Below are 17,745 nucleotides of genomic sequence, written 5' to 3'. Positions count from 1 at the left end.
TGTGAGATGGTACGCCGACAGCCTATTGTGCATTGCAATAAACGCCCCGGTGCAATGCGGCAACAGCCGGTATCGCGCGGCAGGGGTGGATCGGACGGGCGGGTCAGACCGGCAGATCAGACCGGATCATCCGCCCCGATATAATCGCCCCAGATCGCGGCAGGACCGAGGCTCGCCCGGAAGCTGTCATGGCGGGCGCGCTCCGCATCCGTGAGGCGGCTCCGATAGGCACGGGGTGCCGCCGGAGCCGCTACCTGGGCGAGGGATCCGGCGACCGGGGCGGCAGCCCCCGCCTCCAGGAGCCCGAGGCTGGTCTGCTTGCCGCCGAGCAGCTCGACATAGACCTCCGCTAGGATCTGCGCGTCGAGGAGCGCCCCGTGCTTGGTGCGCCGGGTGTTGTCGATCCCGTAGCGGGCGCAGAGGGCGTCGAGGTTGTTGGCCGCGCCGGGATGCTTGCGCCGCGCCATCGGCAGGGTGTCGACCACATCCTCCAGCTGGATCGGGGGCGGGGCGTTCGTGCCGAGCCGGGCGAATTCCATGTTGAGGAAGCCGATATCGAAGGGCGCGTTGTGGATGACGAGGCGCCCGTCGGCCAGGAAGGCCAGCAATTCGCCGACGATCTCGGCGAAGACCGGCTTGTCGGACAGGAACGCGTCGGACAGGCCGTGGACGTTGAACGCGCCTTCGGAGACTGCCCGCTGCGGATTGCAGTAGCGGTGGAAGGTCCGGCCGGTCGGGATGTGATTGAGGAGCTCCACCGCGCCGATCTCGATCAGCCGGTCGCCTCCTTTCGCCTCGGTGCCGGTGGTCTCGGTGTCGAGGACGATCTCGCGCAGCATGGGTCTCGCGACTCGCGGGGTGGGGGCGGACCCTAGCGGGATACGGCGGAGGGGTTAAGCTCCCGTGCCCCTCACCGGGACGTGTTGCGGTAGACGCAGACGGGACCCCGGTCCTCGTAGCCGCCTGGGCAGGCGGTCACGCAGGCGCCGGCCGCGAACTTCTTCGGCGGCGGGCAGCTGGCGGCGTACTGGGCCTGCGCGGGCACGGCCGCCAGCAGCACGACCGGCAGCACGAGAAGGGCCGCGTCCCGGATGCCGCCGGACCGAACCGGATCAATCCCGCCCAAGCGCCGCGCCATCACGTCCATCCTGCCGCTCGTGTTCCCCCCGGAACACAACGGCAGATATTCAATCCTCCGGGCGTTTCATCCGTCGCCGCGGTGCGGCGGCGCACGGTGCGCCGTCAGATGCTCGACGATCCGCGCCACCTCGGCCTCGGCGGCGGCGAAACCCCGGCCCGTGTCGATGACGAAATCCGCCCGGGCGCGCTTCTCGGCGTCGGGCATCTGCTTGGCCAGGATCGCCGCGAAGGCCGCCTCGGTCATGCCGGGGCGGGCGAGCACCCGGTCGCGCTGGATCTCGGGCGGGGCGCTCACCACAGCGACCGCGTCGCAGCGGCCCTCGCCGCCGGTCTCGTAGAGGAGCGGAATGTCGAGGACGACCAGCGGCGCCGCCGCGTGCCGCGCTAGGAAGTCCGTGCTGGCCGCCCGGACCAGGGGATGGACGATGGCCTCCAGCGCCGCCATCCGGTCGGGGGCGTCGAGCACCGCGGCGCGCAGCCGCGCCCGGTCGACGCCGCCGCCGTCGCCGAGCACGCCGGGAAAGGCCGCGCCGATCGCCGCGGCGGCCGCGCCGCCCGGACCGTAGAGGGCGTGGACGGCGGCGTCGGCGTCGTGAACCGGGACGCCGCGATCCGCGAACATCCGGGCCGTGGCCGACTTGCCCATGCCGATCGAGCCGGTGAGCCCGAGGATGACGGGTCCGGATCCGGCCTTCGGGATCATCCGGCGAGATCCGCCACGATCCGGTCGCGCAGCTCCGGGGTGACGGCGGGCCGCGCGCCGAACCACGCCTCGAAGCCCGGCACCGCCTGATGCAGCAGCATGCCGAGTCCGTCCACGGCGGAGAGCCCCCGCCGCCGCGCCGCCGCCAGGAGCTCCGTCTCCAGGGGCGCGTAGACGATGTCGGCCACGGCCGCCTCCGCCGGCAGGGGTGACAGGTCGAGGGCGAGGGGCGGCTGGCCCCTCATGCCGAGCGACGTGGTGTTGACCAGGAGGCCGGTTCCGCCGAGCGCCGCCGGCAGGTCGTCCCAGGCCAGGGCCGCGCCGATCCCCGGCGCGAGCGCCGCCACCGCCTCCGCCCGGGCCGCGGTGCGGTTGGCGACCCAGATACGCCGCAGGCCCCGCTCGGCGAGCCCCACCACGATCGCCCGTGCCGCCCCGCCGGCTCCGAGCACCAGGGCGGTGCCGCCCGCCCGCGCCGGCCAGGCTGAGCCGAGGCTGTGGTCGAGATGGGCGCAGAAGCCCGGCGCGTCGGTGTTGTCGCCGCGGATCCGCCCGTCGGGCTCGACCACCAGGGTGTTCACCGCCCCGATCGCCTTCGCCCGCGGCGTTAGAATGTCGGCCCGCGCGAAGGCCGCCTCCTTGTGGGGGATCGTGACGTTGCCGCCCCGGAAGCCCGAATCCGGCAGGGCGCGCATGAAGTCCGGGAACGCCGCCGGCGTCACGTCGCGGCGCTCGTAGGAGCCCGGGATCCCGTGCTCGGCGAGCCAGTGGCCATGGATCAGCGGCGAGCGCGAATGGGCGATCGGATGGCCGACCACGAAGGCGCGGGGCGTGGGATCGCGCAGGACAGAATCGCTCATGCCGCACAATCCTGCGCGAGGCGGCAGGCCGGGCCGCCGGCCTCCTCGATCTGCAGGGTGACGTGGCCGATGCCGAACCGCGCGCGCAGGCCCTCGGCGGTCCCGTTGAGGAAGCCGTTGCCCGGGAGGCGATGGGCCTGATGCCCCTCTGCCATCACGAGATGGACCGTCAGGGCGACGCTGGTGGTGCTCATGGGCCAGATATGCAGATCGTGAAGGCCGGCGACGCCCGGCCGTCCGAGGAGGAAGCTGGTCACCGCATCGGGAGAGATCTCCGGTGGCACGGCGTCGAGGGACATCGCCACGCTGTCGCGCAGCAGGCCCCAGGTCGCCCACACGACTAGAGCCGCGATGACGAGGCTGACCGCCGGGTCGAGCCAGGCGAATCCGGTGAGCTGGATCACGAGGCCCGCCACCACGACCCCGGCCGAGACGGCGGCGTCGGCCATCATGTGGAGGAACGCCCCGCGGACGTTGATGTCGCCCTTGGCGCCGCTGGCGAAGAGCCAGGCGGTGAGGCCGTTGACCAGGATTCCCACCGCGGCCACCACCATCACGGTCGTGCCCGCGACGGGCTCCGGATGCGCCAGCCGAACCAGCGCCTCCCAGATCACCGCCCCCATGGCGATCAGCAGGAACACGGCGTTGAACAGGGCGGCCAGGATCGACGAGCCGCGATAGCCGTAGGTGAAGCGCGCGGTGGCGCGGCGGCGCACCAGGATCGCGGCGATCCAGGCCGCCGCGAGGCCCAGAATGTCCGAGAGGTTGTGGCCGGCATCGGCCACAAGGGACATGGAGTTGCCGAGATAGCCGTAGGCCGCCTCGATCACCACGAAGGCGGTGTTGAGCACGATACCGACGGCGAAGGCCGTGCCGAAATCCTTCGGGGCATGCACGTGCCCGCCGAGGCCGCCATGGGTGTGCCCTGCGTGGGCGTGGCTTCCATGGGCATGGCCGCGGTGCGAATGGCCGTTACCGGAAGAGTCGTCGTGACAGGGACCGCCCTGAGAATGGCCGTCCTGCGAATGGTCATGCCCGGCCAAGGCGAGGCTCCCTCAAAAATCCAGGACCCCGGCGCCGCGCAGGCGGGCGAGGAGCGGCAGCAGCGGCAGGCCCAGCACGGTGCTGTGGTCCCCGACGACCGATTCGAACAGGTGGATCCCCGGCCCTTCGAGCTGGTAGCCGCCGACGCTCGACCGCACCCGCGCCTCGCCGGCGCAGTCCACATAAGCCGCGATGGCCCGGTCATCGAGGGGACGCAGGGTCAGCCGGGCGGTCTCCACGAAGGCGTCGTCCACCGCGCCGGCCATGACCACGGCGGAATGCAGGGCATGGGTGCGGCCGGACAGCCGGGCGAGCTGGGCCCGGGCGGCCTGGGCGTCGGCCGGCTTGTGGAACACGATGCCATCGAGATCGAGCACCTGATCGGCGCCGATGACGATCCGGCCGGGGTGGCACGCTGCCACCGACTCGGCCTTGGCGCGGGCGAGCACCAGGGCAAGGTCGGGCGGAGACAGGCCGGCGCTCTTCGCTTCCAGGGCGCGCTCGTCGACCTCCGGGGCGGCGGTCTCGACCGGCAGGGCGGCGCTCTCCAGGAGGAGGCGCCGGGTCGGGCTGGTCGAGGCGAGGAGGAGCGGTTGCGGACCGGTCCAGGGCGAGCGGGGCATCGCGCCAGTGTCACGGATCCGGTGAGTGGCGCAAGGGAAATGGATGCGCGTCGGGGCGGGGGCTGCGACGAGCCCCGCCGCCGGGATGGACCGGTCGGCGGGGCTGTCGCGGGGCCGATACGCAACCTGGCGCCCGACGATGATCCTGGCAGGGAGCGGTTAGGGGAAGGTCAACGGCCCGATCGCGCGGTCGGTGGTTTTCGTGTCGCGGCGGGACAGGGGCACCGGCCCTCCGACCCGCGCCTCAGGATGAGGTGGAGGGTCGGGGTGCCCGTCGAGCCGCCGCCTCAGGTGTTCATCGAGTCGAAGAAGTCGCTGTTGCTCTTGGTCTGGCGCAGCTTGTCGAGCAGGAACTCGATCGCATCGGTGACGCCCATCGGGTTGAGGATCCGGCGCAGCACGTAGGTCTTCTTGAGCGCGTCCGGCGGGACCAGCAGCTCCTCCTTGCGGGTGCCGGAGCGGGTGATGTCGATCGCCGGGAAGATGCGCTTGTCGGAGACCTTGCGGTCCAGGATGATCTCGGAGTTGCCGGTGCCCTTGAACTCCTCGAAGATCACCTCGTCCATGCGCGAGCCGGTGTCGATGAGCGCGGTGGCGATGATCGAGAGCGAGCCGCCCTCCTCGATGTTGCGGGCGGCGCCGAAGAAGCGCTTGGGCCGCTGCAGGGCGTTGGCGTCGACACCGCCGGTCAGCACCTTGCCGGAGGACGGCACCACGGTGTTGTAGGCGCGGCCGAGGCGTGTGATCGAATCGAGCAGGATGACGACGTCGCGCCCGTGCTCCACGAGGCGCTTGGCCTTCTCGATCACCATCTCGGCGACCTGCACGTGGCGGGTGGCCGGCTCGTCGAAGGTCGAGGCGATGACCTCGCCCTTCACCGAGCGCTGCATGTCGGTGACCTCCTCGGGCCGCTCGTCGATGAGCAGCACGATCAGGTAGCACTCGGGATGGTTCAGGGTGATCGACTGGGCGATGTTCTGCATCAGCACGGTCTTACCCGTGCGCGGCGGCGCCACGATCAGGGCACGCTGGCCCTTGCCGATCGGCGAGACGATGTCGATGATCCGGGGTGAGAAATCCTTCTTGGTCGGATTCTCGAGTTCGAGCTTGAAGCGCTTCGTCGGGAAGAGCGGCGTCAGGTTGTCGAAGTGGACCTTGTGCTTGATCTTCTCCGGGTTCTCGAAGTTGATCGTGTTGACCTTCAGGAGCGCGAAGTAGCGCTCGCCGTCCTTGGGACCGCGAATCGGGCCCTCGACGGTGTCGCCGGTCCGCAGGCCGAAGCGGCGGATCTGGGTCGGCGAGATGTAGATGTCGTCGGGACCCGGCAGGTAGTTCGAGTCGGAGGAGCGCAGGAAGCCGAAGCCGTCCTGCAGCACCTCGACGGTGCCCGAGCCGATGATCTCGACCTCCTTGGCAGCGAGCTGCTTCAGGATCGCGAACATCAACTCCTGCTTGCGCATGGTCGAGGCGTTCTCGACCTCGACCTCCTCGGCGAAGGCCGTCAGGTCGGTGGGCGTCTTCGACTTGAGGTCCTGGAGCTTGACCTCGCGGACGCCCTCGAGGGCGGCAGGCATGGTGGGCCGATCGGTGGGCGCATCGGCCGGCTCCGCGGTCTCGATGTCGGCGAGGGCGTCGGGGTTTGGCGTCATGGGGTGTCTTGCAACCGACGGAAGAAGGTGGGAGGGCCGGTTCAGTGCCAGGCACCCGGGGGATGGGCGCCGGAGAGCGGGCCGCGCTGCGGCGAGGGGCCCGGGTCAGATTGGCGAAACCGATGAGGCAGGTCCCTCGCGGCTCACGGGCGCGCTGCGGCGCAGACCTTGTGATGAGGGCCACACACAGATAACGCCTTTTTCTCCTGCACTCAAGGGCCTCGCCGGGGCGCCGTGCCGGCGCTAGGCAGACGGGCCCGGGGACGGGGTCATCGGAACCGGGCCGGCGCGCGGCCGTTCCCCGTCCCGGCGCTGCAGCGCAGCAGACCGTCCAACCGAGAGTTCCCCTGACCGCCATGCGCGACGACGCCACCGGACGCACCCTCACCACCCACGAGCCGCGCCGGATCCCCTGGCTCGACATCATCTTCGGCTTCGGCCCCATGGTGCCGATCGCTCTCGGCACCGCGGTGGCGTGGTGGCTGAACGGCCAGCCCCTCGACTATCTGGTGGCGCTGTTCACCCTTCTCTATGCGGCCTCGATCCTGCTGTTCCTGGCCGGGGTACGCCGGGGGGTCAGCTTCCGGACCGAGGGCGGGCCGCAGGTGGCGCAGATCGTGACGATGCTGGTCCTGTACGGTCTCGGGCTGGCCAGCCTGTTCGCCGCCGTGATAGGCAAGGCGGTGCCGGCGCTCGCGATGCTGATCCTCGGCTACGCCGCCATCGGAATCCTCGACCCGATCGCGGCGCGCGCCGGCGAGGTGCCGCTGGCGCATGGCCGCCTGCGCCCGCTACAGATGCCGATCGCCGTGGTGAGCCTCGCTGCCCTGCTCTGGCTCAAGCTGACGGCACCGTACTGAGCGTCGCACCGACAACCTTGCCGCTCGCCGCCGTCATGCTTTAGAGCCCGGCCTCAACATCCCGCCCCGTCGGGAACGCGTCACTCCGGATGCTGGACCCGGATTCCGGGCCCGCAAGAAGCGAAGACGACCATGTCCAAGGCCGAGAGCAAGGCCGAGACCCTGAAGCCCCGCCTGCCGCGCGGCTTCGTCGACCGGCGCGCCGGCGAGATCGCCGCCCAGGGGCGAATGCTGGAGACGATCCGAAGGAGCTTCGAGCTCTACGGTTTCGAGGCCCTGGAAACCCCCTTCGTCGAGTACACCGAGGCGCTCGGAAAATTCCTGCCCGACCTCGACCGCCCGAACGCGGGCGTGTTCTCGTTCCAGGACGACGACGAGGCGTGGCTGAGCCTGCGCTACGACCTGACGGCGCCGCTGGCCCGGTTCGTGGCCGAGAATTACGACGCGCTGCCCAAGCCCTATCGCAGCTACCGGGCCGGCTACGTCTTCCGCAACGAGAAGCCGGGGCCGGGCCGGTTCCGCCAGTTCATGCAGTTCGACGCCGACATCGTCGGCGCCGGCAGCGTCGCGGCCGATGCCGAGACCTGCATGCTGATGGCCGACACCCTGAACCGCCTCGGGCTCGGCGGCCAGTATGTGGTCAAGGTCAACAACCGCAAGGTGCTCGACGGCGTCATGGAGGCGATCGGGCTCGCCGGTCCCGACAAGGCCGGCCAGCGCCTCACCGTGCTGCGGGCCATCGACAAGCTCGACCGGCTGGGCGTCGACGGCGTGCGCGACCTGCTCGGGGCCGGCCGCAAGGACGAGAGCGGCGACTTCACCAAGGGCGCGGGCCTCGACGCGGCGGCGGTCGGCCGGATCCTCGCCTACGTGTCGTTCCAGGCCGATGCCGCGGACGGCGCCGACAAGGTGGCGTTCTGGGAAAAATTCTTCGGCGGCTGGCACGAGGCGGTCGGCGAGTCCGAGACCGGGCGCGCGGGCATCGCCGAGTTGCACGCGATCATGCGCCTCTGCGCCGCCGCCGGCTACGGCCACGACGTGATCCGGGCCGATCCGAGCGTGGTGCGCGGCCTCGAATATTACACCGGCCCGGTCTACGAGGCCGAGTTGACCTTCCCAGTCACCAACGAGGACGGCCAGACCGTGCGCTTCGGCTCGGTGGCGGGCGGCGGGCGCTACGACGGCCTCGTCGGCCGGTTCCGGGCCGAGCCGGTCCCGGCCACCGGCTTCTCGATCGGCGTCTCGCGGCTGTTCTCGGCCCTGCAGCTGGTGGGCAGCCCCCTGATCGCCGGCGCCGAGGCGCCCGGGCCGGTGGTGGTGCTGGTCCTCGACCGGGAGAACATGGCCGATTACCAGCGGCTCGTCGCGCTCCTGCGCGCCGACGGCATCCGGGCCGAGCTCTACCTCGGCGCCGCCGGCATGAAGGCGCAGATGAAGTATGCCGACCGTCGCCGCGCTCCGGTGGCCATCATCCAGGGCTCGAACGAGCGGCTGGCCGGCGAGGTCCAGATCAAGGACCTGATCGAGGGCGCCCGGGCAGCCGAATCCATCGCCAGCAACGCCGAGTGGAAGGCGGCGCGGCCCGCCCAGTTCTCGTGTCCCGAAGCCGATCTGGTGGCGCAGGTCCGCGCCGTGCTGGCCCGGCATTTCACGGCTTCGGAGACCTGAGGCACGCGTGCATCGAACGCGGCGGCTCCGGCGGCGTTATCGTCCAACGGTGCCGCGGAGATGTCGGGATGCGCGCGAAGATCCTCATCCTGTCCACCGGCCTGCTCTGCGCCGGTGCGGGCCCTGTCTGGGCCGCCCGGCAGGTCCTCGACTGCCTGCCGAGCGCCGTCGCCCAGGCCACCCCCGGGACCGGCAGCGCCCCGATCCTGAGCACCGGGATGGCGGGTGCCCCGGCCCTGACGGTGCTCGCCCGCCGCAAGGCCGTCCGGCGCCCGCGCGGCGCGCGCCTTGGCGGCGGCCGGCCGCTCTGAGAGGATCCGACGCTCCGATCCCGTGACGGCTGCCGGCGCCGCCGGGCCCCTGCGCAATCCTGCGCGCGCGGCCGGCCTCTCCCCGCATCGGGGCGTGTCGCCAAGTCCGGCCGCGGTTGCTACAGAGCGCCCGCGAGGTGGATTGCGATGACACGACCGGAGGCAGGCGAGACGGGGGCGGGGGACGCGGCGCGCACGCGGCTCTCCGCGCATCTGGCGGCGGCGGGCTACCGGCCGGTGACGCCGCCGGTGCTGCAGCCGCTGGAGCCGTTCCTCGAGCTGTCGGGCGAGGATATCCGCCGGCGGATCTTCGTCACGCAGGATGCGGGCGGCGCCGAGCTGTGCCTGCGGCCCGAATTCACCATTCCGGTCTGCCGCCTGCACCGGGCCGTGGCCGACGGCCGGGCGGCCGATTACAGCTATTGCGGCCCGGTCTTCCGGCTCGCCGCCGACGAGCCCGACGAGTTCTTCCAGGCCGGGATCGAATCGATCGGGCGCACCGACACGCCAGCGGCCGACGCCGAGGTGCTGGGCCTCGCCCTGGAAGGCCTCGCGCTGTTCGGCCGGACCGATCCGGCGGTGCGGCTCGGCGACATGGGCCTGACCGTGGCGCTCCTCGACAGCCTCGCGGTCCCGCCCGCCGCCAAGCGCCGGACGCTCCGGGCGCTCGCCGCCGGCCGTTCGCTCGATGCCGTGACCAACGGCGCCGAGGGCGTCCGCCCGGAGGATCCCCATGCCGGCCTGCTGGCGGCGATCCAGGGCCAGGACCCGCGCGGGGTGCGGGCCTTCGTGGAGGACGTGCTGGCGATTGCCGGGATCTCGGCGGTGGGCGGTCGCAGCGCCGGCGAGATCGCCGAGCGCTTTCTCGCCAAGGCCTCCGCGCAGGCCCATGGCGGGGCCGGGCTCAACGCCGAGAACCGCGCGCTGCTCGACCGCTACCGGGCGATCGCCGGCCATCCGGATGCCGCCGCCCGCGACCTGCGGGCGCTGGTGGCCGATGCAGGCCTGCGCCACGACGCCCTCGCGGCCGCCCTCGACCTGTTCGAGGAGCGCACCGGCTTCATCGCGGCCCGCGGCCTGCCGATCGAGCGCTTCCGCTTCCAGGGCGGCTTCGCCCGCAACCTCGACTACTACACCGGCTTCATCTTCGAGGTGACCCAGGGGGATGCGTCGGGGGAGGGCCCGATCCTGGTCGGCGGCGGCCGCTACGACGGCCTGCTCGGCCATCTCGGCAGCCCGACGCCGCTGCCCGCGGTGGGCTGCACCTTCTGGATCGAGCGCGTGGCGGGAGCTGGCCGATGAGTGCCTCGGACGCGACCATCATGCCGCTGATCCTCGCCGTCCCGTCCAAGGGCCGCCTGCAGGAGAATGCCAGCGCGTTCTTCGGCCGGGCCGGGCTGAAGCTCGCTCAAGGAGCGGGCGCCCGCGACTACCGGGGCAAGCTCTTGGGCGTCCCCGACGTCGAGGTGCGCTACCTCTCGGCCTCCGAGATCGCCGCGCAGCTCGCCTCGGGCAGCGCCCATCTCGGCGTCACCGGCGAGGACCTGATCCGCGAGACCCTCCCGGACGTGCGCGGCCAGGTCGAGCTGCTGACGCCGCTCGGCTTCGGCAACGCCACCGTGGTGGTGGCGGTGCCCCAGGCCTGGATCGACGTGCGCGACATGTCCGACCTCGACGAGGTGGCGGCCGGCATGCGCACCCGCCACGGGCGCCGCCTGCGGGTCGCCACCAAGTACGTGAACCTGACCCGCCGGTTCTTCGCCGAGAAGGGCGTCGCCGATTACCGGATCGTCGAGAGCCTGGGCGCCACCGAGGGGGCGCCGGCCGCGGGCTCGGCCGAGATCGTTGTCGACATCACCACCACGGGGGCGACGCTCTCGGCCAACGCCCTGAAGGTGCTGGACGACGGCATCATCCTGCGTTCGGAGGCGAACCTCGTCGCCTCGCTCAAGGCGCCCTGGGGCGAGGGCCAGCGTGCGGCGCTCCGCACCGTGCTCGGCCGCATCGCCGCCGAGGAGCGCGCCCGGACCACCCGGGAGGTGCGCGCCGCCCTGCCGGAGAGCGGCCCGATCGACCTCGCCACCATCGCGAGCCTGCACGAGGCCGCGTTGCCCTACGGCGCGCCGACTGGCCCCGACGGCGAGATCGTGCTGCGCTGCAAGGAGGCTGCGGTGTTCGACCTCGCCGATGCCCTCGTGGAGGCCGGCGCCCGGGCCGTGACGGTGCGGCGGGTGGACTACGCCTTCGCGGCCGAGAACCCGCTGGCGGAGCGGCTTCTGGCGCGGTTGTGAACGGCTCGCTGGATCTCGTCTGCAGCGTGAGGCTTCCGCTATTAAGGCCCCTGCTTGGCGAATTCCGCCAGCACCCCGCGCAGCACCTTGAGCCGCGCGTCGTAGACTGCGGTGAGGCAGGCGACATCGCCCCCGCAGCCGCGGCGCTCTTGCAGCCACGCCTCCTGGTCGTCGCGCAGCTTCGCCTGGCCGCCCATCGGCAGCACACTCTTCAGGATCTCGAACCGGGTCGCCATCTCGACGTCCCGGTCGTTGAGCGGAAGATGGGCGCAGATCGCCGCCTCGTCGGGAGCCCCGGCCTTGTCGCACGGGAAGCTTGCGGCCCGGGCGGGCGAGGCGGCCGCAAGCACGCCAAGCGACAGGACGAGGACGAGAGGCTTCGACATGGCCACCTAACGGCCCGCCGCCGTAAAGGCTCCGGCCGGAGCGGCGGCAGGATGAATCGACCTGGGACCACAGGATCCCGGAATCAGGGGCCCGGCTTGACGATCGCCAGGATGACGATGCCGATCATCAGGAGCGTCGGCACCTCGTTGAGCACCCGGTAGAACCGGTGGCCGCGGGTGTTCCGGTCGGCGGCGAAATCCTTGACCATCCGGGCGAGCCAGCCGTGGATCCCCGACATCGCCAGCACCAGCACGAACTTCGCCTGCAGCCAGGGGCTCGCGTAGAAGCCGCTCATCCAGGCGAGCGCCAGCCCGAACACCCAGGTGGCGATCATCGCCGGGTTCATGATCGCCTTGAGCAGGCGGCGCTCCATCACCTTGAAGGTTGCGCTCTGCGCCTCCGAGCCCGGCGGCAGGCTCGCATGATAGACGAACAACCGGGGCAGGTAGAGCATCCCGGCCATCCAGGCGATCAGGCTGATGACGTGGCCGGCCTTGATCCAGTCGTACAGCACGGGCTCAGACCTGAGCTTGGCCGCGGAGCCGGATGAGCATCCGCTCGACATGGGCGACCGGCGTCTGCGGCGTGATGCCGTGGCCGAGATTGAAGATGTGCGGCAGGGCGGTGGTCGCCGCCAGCACGGTGTCCACCGCCGCGTCGAGGGCCGCGCCGCCTTGGATCAGCGTGTCGGGATGGAGGTTGCCCTGCGTCACCGTCGTGGCCGGCACCGTTTCCCGCAGGGCCTTCAGGTCCACACCCCAATCGACCCCAACCGCGTCGGCGCCGGTCTCCGGCACCACCCGCGCATGGCCGTCGAGACCCGAGCCGCGGGCGAACACGATGATCTTGGCGCCGGGCACCCGGGCGCGGACGCCGGCCACCATCCGGGCGATGGGCTGCAGCGACCAGCGGGTGAGGGCATCGGCGGCGGGCGCGTCCGGCAGGGCGCTCTCGGCGACGTCGCCGACGGGCTCGACCGTGCCGCCGGAAGCCGAAACAGCAAGCGGCAGGGTTCCGGCATGGGATTCGAAGATTTGCACCGCATCGGCGCCGGCCTCGAGCTGGCGCACGAGGTAGTCGGTCTGCACGGTGACGAGGCGGTCGATCAGGGCGTCAACCAGGGCGGTGTCGCCCTCGGCCAGCGCCCGCGCGGGGGCGAGGTCCGGCGTGCCGCGGCCGCCGATCATGTAGCTCGCCACCGTCCAGGGCGCGCCGCAGAAGCCGAGCAGCGTGGTCTCGTCCGGCAGTTCCGCCCGCAGCCGCGTCACCGTCTCGAAGACCGGCGCGAGGTGGGTCATGACCGCCGGGTCGCCGGCCTCGCGCAGCCGGCCGTAGGCCTCACGTCCGTCGAGCGGGTCGAGGCGCGGGCCCTCGCCCTCCACGAAGCGCACGTCCTGGCCGAGTGCGTGCGGGATGACGAGGATGTCGGAGAACAGGATCGCCGCGTCGAAGCCGAAGCGGCGGATCGGCTGGAGCGTCACCTCGACGGCGAAATCAGGGCTGTAGCAGAGGTCGAGGAACGAGCCGGCTTCCGCCCGGGTCGCCCGGTATTCCGGCAGGTAGCGGCCGGCCTGGCGCATCATCCAGGCGGGAGGCGGTCCGATCGCCTCGCCTTCGAGGACGCGCAGCACCTTCCGCTCGGACGTCTTCCGCCCGGACTCGCGCTCCGTCCCCGTCATGGTCGTTCCCATCCCGTCTCCGTCATCCCGCATGCCCGTCGGCGCGCGTCCTGTCGAGTCGCGGCGCGGCGATCCCCACACAGGCCCCTTCGAAAAGAAAAGAGAGATTCTAGGACTCTGTTTTTTCTATTGGGGGGCCGAATCTCGGGGGCACAAAAGCGTCCACAGGCGGTCCCCGACGCTGCGCCGTTAACGAGGCTTTAAAGGATTTGCTCCATCTTGCGAGAACCGGATGGTCCGACAGCACCTTGGCAACGCCGAGTCGTGTACGGGCCCCGGATGCGTCCCGGATTCTCCCAGAGGCCCGGATTCCGCGCGTCCCGCCTGCCTGCCTGTGAACGGCGGAGTCGATAGCGCGCAAGAGAATCGGCCTGGACCGGCCCAGTCGGGCATCCTATCCACACTCATCGACTCCCCTGGCGGCCGGCGGTGGACAACGTGGGCGCCGCGCAAGGCGGCCGCAGAGTCGACCGCAGAGGCGATCGGAATGGGCCGCAGCTACTTCCACCTCCACCTCGTCTCCGATTCCACCGGCGAGACGCTGATCAATGTCGGGCGCGCCGCGGCCGCGCAGTACGAGGGCGTGTCGGCGATCGAGCACGTCTACCCGCTGGTGCGCTCGGCCGCGCAGCTGGACCGGGTCATCTCCGAGATTCGGGCGGCGCCGGGCCTCGTCCTCTACACCCTGGTGGGCGGCGATCTCGGCGAGCGGCTGGAGGAGGTCGCCCGCGAGACCGGATCCCCCTGCCTGTCGGTGCTGCGGCCGGTCCACGACCTGCTGCGCGCCTATCTCGGCGCCGAGACCACGGCGCGGCCCGGCGCCCAGCACATGCTGAATGCCGAGTACTTCAAGCGCATCGACGCGATGAACTTCACGCTGGCCCACGACGACGGCAACCTGCCGGACGATCTGGAAGAGGCCGACGTGATCCTGCTCGGCGTCAGCCGGACCTCGAAGACGCCGACTTCGATCTACCTGGCCAATCGCGGCCTCAAGACCACCAACCTGCCGCTGGTGCCGGGCATGCCGCTGCCGCCGGCGATCGAACGGGCTAAGAAGCCCCTGGTCGTCGGCCTGTTCGCCTCGCCGGAGCGGATCGTGCAGATTCGGCAGAACCGGCTCTCCAGCCTCAACGCCGACGAATCCTCCCTCTACGTCGACCGCTCGGCGGTGGCCGACGAGATCACCGCCTCCCGCCGGCTGTTCGTCAAGAACCGCTGGCCGACGATCGACGTGACCCGCCGCTCCATCGAGGAGACCGCGGCGGCGATCGTCGACCTCCACCGCGACCACCGCCTGAAATTCATCGCGGATTGAGACGGGGTTCCCAAGGGGCTGAGCCCTTTGGCGGGATTCGGGGGCGGAGCCCCTGAGATACCAGGGCTCCGCCCTGGACCCGCGAAAGGTCTCGATCTTTGGAAACCGGGACGTATCAGCTGCCGCTCAAGACCGCCCGGACCAGAGCGAGGCCCGCCACCAAGCCCACGAGGCCGGCGGCGACCGAGGCCAGGACGTAGAGAGCGGCCATACCTGTTTCACCCCGCTCGTACAGGCTGACCGCGTCGAGCGAGAAGGTCGAGAAGGTCGTGAAGCCGCCGAGGATTCCGGTGGTCAGGAACAGCCGGGCCGGGTGGCCGGCGGCGCCCCGCAGGGCAAAACTCTCGGCGAGCACGCCCATCAGGAACGAGCCCAGCCCGTTGATGATCAGCGTGGCGAGGGGAAAACCAAGACCCGGCAGCAGCCGGGCGACCGCAACATTGATCCCGTGGCGGAAACCGCCACCGAGCCCCGCTCCGACGACGACGATGAGGGTGTTGATCATACCTGCCCTTCCTGTTCGGTCGGGCGGCCATGTCCTGTCGCGGCTTCGGCGCACGGCCCCACCGCGGACGGCGAAAGGCGCGCCCGTGCGGTAGGAGCCATCAGCCCGGCATCGGATGCCGGGCGGTTGTCGGGGAGCTCCATCCCCATCGGGGACAGGCTTAGCGCAGGTTGGCGGGAAGGGGAATCCCGGTTTTCCCGCTTCCGCGCCGGGTCGTGCCGCTCCGCGCGTCAGCGGGCGTAGGCGAAGTGGCTGCGCTGCTCGATCTGGGCGGCGTAGAAATCCTCCACCACCTCGCGGACCACCTCGGCGAGCTCGTCGCCCCGGTGCTCGTCGAGCTGGATGTCGCTGCCGACGGTCCGGCCGATGGCACAGCTCGCAGCACCCGGCATCAGGCGCTCGTTGTAGCGCTGGTTCAGGCCCGAGACCGAGATGTAGTTGCTGCCGCCGAGTTCCGGACCGTACTTGATCTTGATCTTCTGCTCGGTATCGGTCCCGCGCAGCCGCGCACACAGGCTGATGAAATTGTCCTGATCGATCTTGGCCTCAAGGCCGGTGATGCTGCCATGGACGTTGTCCTCCTCGTTGAGGACTTCGGCCATGAGGTTCAGGACGCCGACCACCGGCTCCAGCGCCCGGGCCCCTTCCTCCAGGAGCTTCTTGCGGAAGTCGTTGCTGCGGGCATCGGCCTCCTGCAGTCGAGCGCGAAACCTGTCCTTGACCTCGTTGGCGCGTGCCATCGCGCTCCTCCCTGGTGGTTCACCCGATGCTTTGTCGCCCGGGTAACCGAAACCTACGGGGCCAATTCAGATGACGCAAGATAGTGCAAAATATTGATGCCTGCCCGTATCTTGAGCTATTGCACAGGAATAATACTTGCTCATGAACTGTGCAAAGGCGGAAGCTCCGGGAGCAGGGATTATTTCAGGAGCTGCAGCAGGCTGCGTCCAGCCGGAGTCTTCAGTTCCTTCGCATCGAGCGTTCCGTCATTGTCGGGGTCGGCCGCCTTGAAGCGCTGCTCGACCAGGGCGAGGTATTCCTTGCGGTCGAGGGTGCCGTCGGAATCGGTGTCGGCCGCCTTCAGGTCCTTCTTGCTGAGCCGGCCCTTCAGCTCCTTGGCGTCGACGGTCCCGTCCTTGTCGGTCTCGGCGCCGTCGAAGACTTGTCCGGCCGCGGCCCGGGCCTCGGCCAGATCGATCGTGCCGTCCTTGTCGGTGTCGACCATCTTGAGCGTGCGCTCGGTACCGGAGGACCGGGCGAGGGCCGTGGACGGGAGCGTGGCCGGCAGGAGGAGGGCGGCGGCGAGCGTCGCGGCCAGGACGGGTCTGTGCGCAGTCGCGGGCATGGAGGATCTCCGTGGTAATCGGTGCCGGCATCCCAAATCACGGCCCCCCGCGACGTTCCGGGACGCGCCTTCACAAGGTGCGGAGCGGCGCTTCGCTCAGCGGAGCGGACCGTCCAGAGGCGCGAGCCGCTCCGGCCCCGGGGCCGCGGCGGCGCCCGGTTCGGGGCGTGACAGGGTCCGGGCCAGGGCCCGCAGGTCGGGGACGGGGGTGCCTGACGCGCCGAAGACCGCCCGGTCGAGGGCCGCGAACGCGGCCGCGAGGTCGGGCCGCGCCCGCCAGATCCGGGCGAGGTCGGGGGCTTCCCGCGTCGCCGCGTCGAGGGCCGCGCGGAACCGGGCCGCGTCGCCCGCGCGGGCCGCCTGATGCAGCGCGCGGCGCGCGGCGGCGGAGAGGCGCAGACGCGGCCGGCCGAGGCCGAAGCCGATCAGCGCCAGGCCCAGCCCGAAGGCGGCCAGCGCCGCGGCGGCGACCACGAGCGGCGAGGGGATCAGGGGCGGCGCCCGGTCGGTTTCGCGGTCGGGCAGGCCGCCGCCGATCTGCCGGGCCGGGATCTCGGTCTCGCGCATCGTGCGGGTGCTGGTGTCGAACCACGGGATCGCGATGGCGTCGAGGGGAATAATCTCCGGCACGCCGGGCTTCACGTCCCACTGGTAGGTGGCGCGGGCGACCGGCCCGGAAGGGGTCAGCAGCGTCTCGCGGGTCACCGGGCCCGCGAAGGTGATGATGCCGCGGGTGCGCATCACCGGCCGGGGCGGCAGGCCCTCCGCGACCATGCCCTGCGCCTCCAGGGTGACGATCCGGCGGGTGGTCTCCCCGACCTTGATGGTCTCGGGGTCCGGGCTCCAGGAATCCGTGATGGCGACGTCCTTGGCCGGCAGCCACCAGGGCTCCTTGGCGTCCGGACCGCCGGTGGGCTCGGTCCAGGCCGCCACCGGGAAGGCGATCGGCTTCGAGCGCACCTCGACCACCCGCCGCTCGCCGACATCGTTGATCGTCAGCTTGTGGGTGAAGGGCTCGATGGTGAACTGCCCGGCATGGTGCGGGAAGACCGCCACGGTGCGGTCGAACGCGATGGCGCTCTGGCCGTCGGGGAGCTTCGTCTTGCTCCAGTGATCGCGGCCAAGCTGCGTCCAGGAGAAATTGGCGAGCGAGGGCTGCACCACCTCCTCCAGCAGGATCGGCTGCTTGTAGACTCCATGGATCTTCAACAGCACCATCTCGCGGGAGAAGGGCGCGCTGTTGCCGTTCAGCTCGGCGGTCACCGTCAGGGTGAGGTCGCCGGGTTCGATCTCGGCTTGGGCCGGGATGGGGGCGAGGAGGCTGAGGACGAGGGCGAGCAGGACGCGCGCCCTCCCTCTCCC

Annotated in this window: 20 protein-coding genes and 1 riboswitch; of the genes, 6 read left to right on the top strand and 14 right to left on the bottom strand. The window is 70.9% G+C overall.

Annotated features, from left to right (window positions below; all coding sequences use genetic code 11):
* Nucleotides 1-116: 116 nt before the first annotated feature.
* From dnaQ to rho, 7 genes are all read right to left on the bottom strand, one after another.
* Nucleotides 117-839, bottom strand: coding sequence for a DNA polymerase III subunit epsilon (gene dnaQ / locus CIW48_RS24305; protein WP_149313042.1), 723 nt, complete (start codon nt 837-839; stop codon nt 117-119).
* A 71-nt stretch (nt 840-910) separates the two neighbouring features.
* Nucleotides 911-1,138, bottom strand: coding sequence for a hypothetical protein (locus CIW48_RS24300; RefSeq protein ID WP_149313041.1), 228 nt, complete (start codon nt 1,136-1,138; stop codon nt 911-913).
* A 66-nt stretch (nt 1,139-1,204) separates the two neighbouring features.
* Entirely contained in the window at nt 1,205-1,843 is a 639-nt protein-coding gene (gene coaE / locus CIW48_RS24295; protein ID WP_149313040.1) for a dephospho-CoA kinase, read from the bottom strand.
* Nucleotides 1,840-2,703 carry a shikimate dehydrogenase gene (locus CIW48_RS24290; protein ID WP_149313039.1) on the bottom strand — a complete coding sequence of 288 codons (864 nt, stop codon included), beginning with the start codon at nt 2,701-2,703 and terminating at the stop codon, nt 1,840-1,842. Before CIW48_RS24290 ends, coaE begins: the two co-directional genes overlap by 4 nt.
* Nucleotides 2,700-3,746, bottom strand: a complete 1,047-nt coding sequence (locus tag CIW48_RS24285; protein WP_149313038.1) for a cation diffusion facilitator family transporter — start codon at nt 3,744-3,746, stop codon at nt 2,700-2,702. The genes CIW48_RS24290 and CIW48_RS24285 overlap by 4 nt, the downstream gene beginning before the upstream one ends.
* A gap of 12 nt (nt 3,747-3,758) precedes the next feature.
* Nucleotides 3,759-4,370 (bottom strand): Maf family nucleotide pyrophosphatase, encoded by a 612-nt coding sequence (locus tag CIW48_RS24280; RefSeq protein WP_149313037.1) that lies wholly within the window; start codon nt 4,368-4,370, stop codon nt 3,759-3,761.
* A 287-nt stretch (nt 4,371-4,657) separates the two neighbouring features.
* Nucleotides 4,658-5,944, bottom strand: a complete 1,287-nt coding sequence (gene rho / locus CIW48_RS24275; RefSeq protein ID WP_091782820.1) for a transcription termination factor Rho — start codon at nt 5,942-5,944, stop codon at nt 4,658-4,660.
* A gap of 431 nt (nt 5,945-6,375) precedes the next feature.
* Here rho and CIW48_RS24270 point away from each other — a divergent pair, with 431 nt between their 5' ends.
* From CIW48_RS24270 to hisG, 5 genes are all read left to right on the top strand, one after another.
* The gene (locus tag CIW48_RS24270; protein WP_149313036.1) at nt 6,376-6,879 is read left to right on the top strand and encodes a DUF3429 domain-containing protein; all 504 of its coding nucleotides are present in this window, start codon (nt 6,376-6,378) and stop codon (nt 6,877-6,879) included.
* A 132-nt stretch (nt 6,880-7,011) separates the two neighbouring features.
* A complete protein-coding gene (gene hisS, locus CIW48_RS24265) occupies nt 7,012-8,547 on the top strand; it encodes a histidine--tRNA ligase (protein WP_149313035.1) in 1,536 nt (511 codons plus the stop codon).
* A gap of 68 nt (nt 8,548-8,615) precedes the next feature.
* Complete coding sequence (locus CIW48_RS24260; protein ID WP_149313034.1) at nt 8,616-8,858, top strand: hypothetical protein; 243 nt, start codon at nt 8,616-8,618, stop codon at nt 8,856-8,858.
* A 147-nt stretch (nt 8,859-9,005) separates the two neighbouring features.
* On the top strand, nt 9,006-10,160 hold the full coding sequence (locus CIW48_RS24255) for an ATP phosphoribosyltransferase regulatory subunit (RefSeq protein ID WP_149313033.1): 1,155 nt from the start codon (nt 9,006-9,008) through the stop codon (nt 10,158-10,160).
* Nucleotides 10,157-11,149, top strand: a complete 993-nt coding sequence (gene hisG / locus CIW48_RS24250; RefSeq protein WP_149313032.1) for an ATP phosphoribosyltransferase — start codon at nt 10,157-10,159, stop codon at nt 11,147-11,149. The genes CIW48_RS24255 and hisG overlap by 4 nt, the downstream gene beginning before the upstream one ends.
* Before the next feature lie 41 nt (nt 11,150-11,190).
* Here the strand turns inward: hisG and CIW48_RS24245 are convergent, their stop codons facing one another.
* The 3 genes from CIW48_RS24245 to CIW48_RS24235 all read right to left on the bottom strand — a co-directional run bounded on the left by CIW48_RS24245 (nt 11,191) and on the right by CIW48_RS24235 (nt 13,227).
* Nucleotides 11,191-11,535: a lysozyme inhibitor LprI family protein gene (locus tag CIW48_RS24245; RefSeq protein WP_149313031.1), complete on the bottom strand. Its 345-nt coding sequence runs from the start codon at nt 11,533-11,535 to the stop codon at nt 11,191-11,193.
* 83 nt (nt 11,536-11,618) lie between these two features.
* On the bottom strand, nt 11,619-12,050 hold the full coding sequence (hemJ, locus tag CIW48_RS24240; RefSeq protein ID WP_149313030.1) for a protoporphyrinogen oxidase HemJ: 432 nt from the start codon (nt 12,048-12,050) through the stop codon (nt 11,619-11,621).
* A 4-nt stretch (nt 12,051-12,054) separates the two neighbouring features.
* On the bottom strand, nt 12,055-13,227 hold the full coding sequence (locus CIW48_RS24235) for a uroporphyrinogen decarboxylase (protein ID WP_173009383.1): 1,173 nt from the start codon (nt 13,225-13,227) through the stop codon (nt 12,055-12,057).
* 475 nt (nt 13,228-13,702) lie between these two features.
* Between CIW48_RS24235 and CIW48_RS24230 the strand changes: the two genes are divergently transcribed.
* Nucleotides 13,703-14,533, top strand: a complete 831-nt coding sequence (locus CIW48_RS24230) for a pyruvate, water dikinase regulatory protein (protein WP_091782644.1) — start codon at nt 13,703-13,705, stop codon at nt 14,531-14,533.
* Nucleotides 14,534-14,648: 115 nt separating this feature from the next.
* Here the strand turns inward: CIW48_RS24230 and crcB are convergent, their stop codons facing one another.
* The 4 genes from crcB to CIW48_RS24210 all read right to left on the bottom strand — a co-directional run bounded on the left by crcB (nt 14,649) and on the right by CIW48_RS24210 (nt 17,724).
* The gene (gene crcB / locus CIW48_RS24225) at nt 14,649-15,038 is read right to left on the bottom strand and encodes a fluoride efflux transporter CrcB (RefSeq protein ID WP_173009382.1); all 390 of its coding nucleotides are present in this window, start codon (nt 15,036-15,038) and stop codon (nt 14,649-14,651) included.
* An 84-nt stretch (nt 15,039-15,122) separates the two neighbouring features.
* Nucleotides 15,123-15,194, bottom strand: a riboswitch (Fluoride riboswitch).
* A gap of 74 nt (nt 15,195-15,268) precedes the next feature.
* Nucleotides 15,269-15,778 (bottom strand): hypothetical protein, encoded by a 510-nt coding sequence (locus CIW48_RS24220; protein WP_149313029.1) that lies wholly within the window; start codon nt 15,776-15,778, stop codon nt 15,269-15,271.
* Between the two features lie 179 nt (nt 15,779-15,957).
* On the bottom strand, nt 15,958-16,383 hold the full coding sequence (locus CIW48_RS24215) for an EF-hand domain-containing protein (protein WP_173009381.1): 426 nt from the start codon (nt 16,381-16,383) through the stop codon (nt 15,958-15,960).
* A 96-nt stretch (nt 16,384-16,479) separates the two neighbouring features.
* Nucleotides 16,480-17,724 carry a BatD family protein gene (locus CIW48_RS24210; protein WP_149313071.1) on the bottom strand — a complete coding sequence of 415 codons (1,245 nt, stop codon included), beginning with the start codon at nt 17,722-17,724 and terminating at the stop codon, nt 16,480-16,482.
* Nucleotides 17,725-17,745 lie beyond the last annotated feature (21 nt).

Origin of the sequence: Methylobacterium sp. P1-11, assembly GCF_008329595.1 — a bacterium.
Taxonomy (GTDB): domain Bacteria; phylum Pseudomonadota; class Alphaproteobacteria; order Rhizobiales; family Beijerinckiaceae; genus Methylobacterium.
This window is presented reverse-complemented; position numbering and strand designations above follow the sequence as displayed.

Excerpts from the sequence above, each read along its gene's own strand:
- dnaQ (WP_149313042.1), bottom strand. The coding sequence starts at position 839 with ATGCTGCGCGAGATCGTCCTCGACACCGAGACCACCGGCACCGAGGCG.
- CIW48_RS24300 (WP_149313041.1), bottom strand. The coding sequence starts at position 1,138 with ATGGCGCGGCGCTTGGGCGGGATTGATCCGGTTCGGTCCGGCGGCATC.
- coaE (WP_149313040.1), bottom strand. The coding sequence starts at position 1,843 with ATGATCCCGAAGGCCGGATCCGGACCCGTCATCCTCGGGCTCACCGGC.
- CIW48_RS24290 (WP_149313039.1), bottom strand. The coding sequence starts at position 2,703 with ATGAGCGATTCTGTCCTGCGCGATCCCACGCCCCGCGCCTTCGTGGTC.
- CIW48_RS24280 (WP_149313037.1), bottom strand. The coding sequence starts at position 4,370 with ATGCCCCGCTCGCCCTGGACCGGTCCGCAACCGCTCCTCCTCGCCTCG.
- rho (WP_091782820.1), bottom strand. The coding sequence starts at position 5,944 with ATGCCTGCCGCCCTCGAGGGCGTCCGCGAGGTCAAGCTCCAGGACCTC.
- CIW48_RS24270 (WP_149313036.1), top strand. The coding sequence starts at position 6,376 with ATGCGCGACGACGCCACCGGACGCACCCTCACCACCCACGAGCCGCGC.
- hisS (WP_149313035.1), top strand. The coding sequence starts at position 7,012 with ATGTCCAAGGCCGAGAGCAAGGCCGAGACCCTGAAGCCCCGCCTGCCG.
- CIW48_RS24260 (WP_149313034.1), top strand. The coding sequence starts at position 8,616 with ATGCGCGCGAAGATCCTCATCCTGTCCACCGGCCTGCTCTGCGCCGGT.
- CIW48_RS24255 (WP_149313033.1), top strand. The coding sequence starts at position 9,006 with ATGACACGACCGGAGGCAGGCGAGACGGGGGCGGGGGACGCGGCGCGC.
- hisG (WP_149313032.1), top strand. The coding sequence starts at position 10,157 with ATGAGTGCCTCGGACGCGACCATCATGCCGCTGATCCTCGCCGTCCCG.
- CIW48_RS24245 (WP_149313031.1), bottom strand. The coding sequence starts at position 11,535 with ATGTCGAAGCCTCTCGTCCTCGTCCTGTCGCTTGGCGTGCTTGCGGCC.
- CIW48_RS24235 (WP_173009383.1), bottom strand. The coding sequence starts at position 13,227 with ATGGGAACGACCATGACGGGGACGGAGCGCGAGTCCGGGCGGAAGACG.
- CIW48_RS24230 (WP_091782644.1), top strand. The coding sequence starts at position 13,703 with ATGGGCCGCAGCTACTTCCACCTCCACCTCGTCTCCGATTCCACCGGC.
- crcB (WP_173009382.1), bottom strand. The coding sequence starts at position 15,038 with ATGATCAACACCCTCATCGTCGTCGTCGGAGCGGGGCTCGGTGGCGGT.
- CIW48_RS24220 (WP_149313029.1), bottom strand. The coding sequence starts at position 15,778 with ATGGCACGCGCCAACGAGGTCAAGGACAGGTTTCGCGCTCGACTGCAG.
- CIW48_RS24215 (WP_173009381.1), bottom strand. The coding sequence starts at position 16,383 with ATGCCCGCGACTGCGCACAGACCCGTCCTGGCCGCGACGCTCGCCGCC.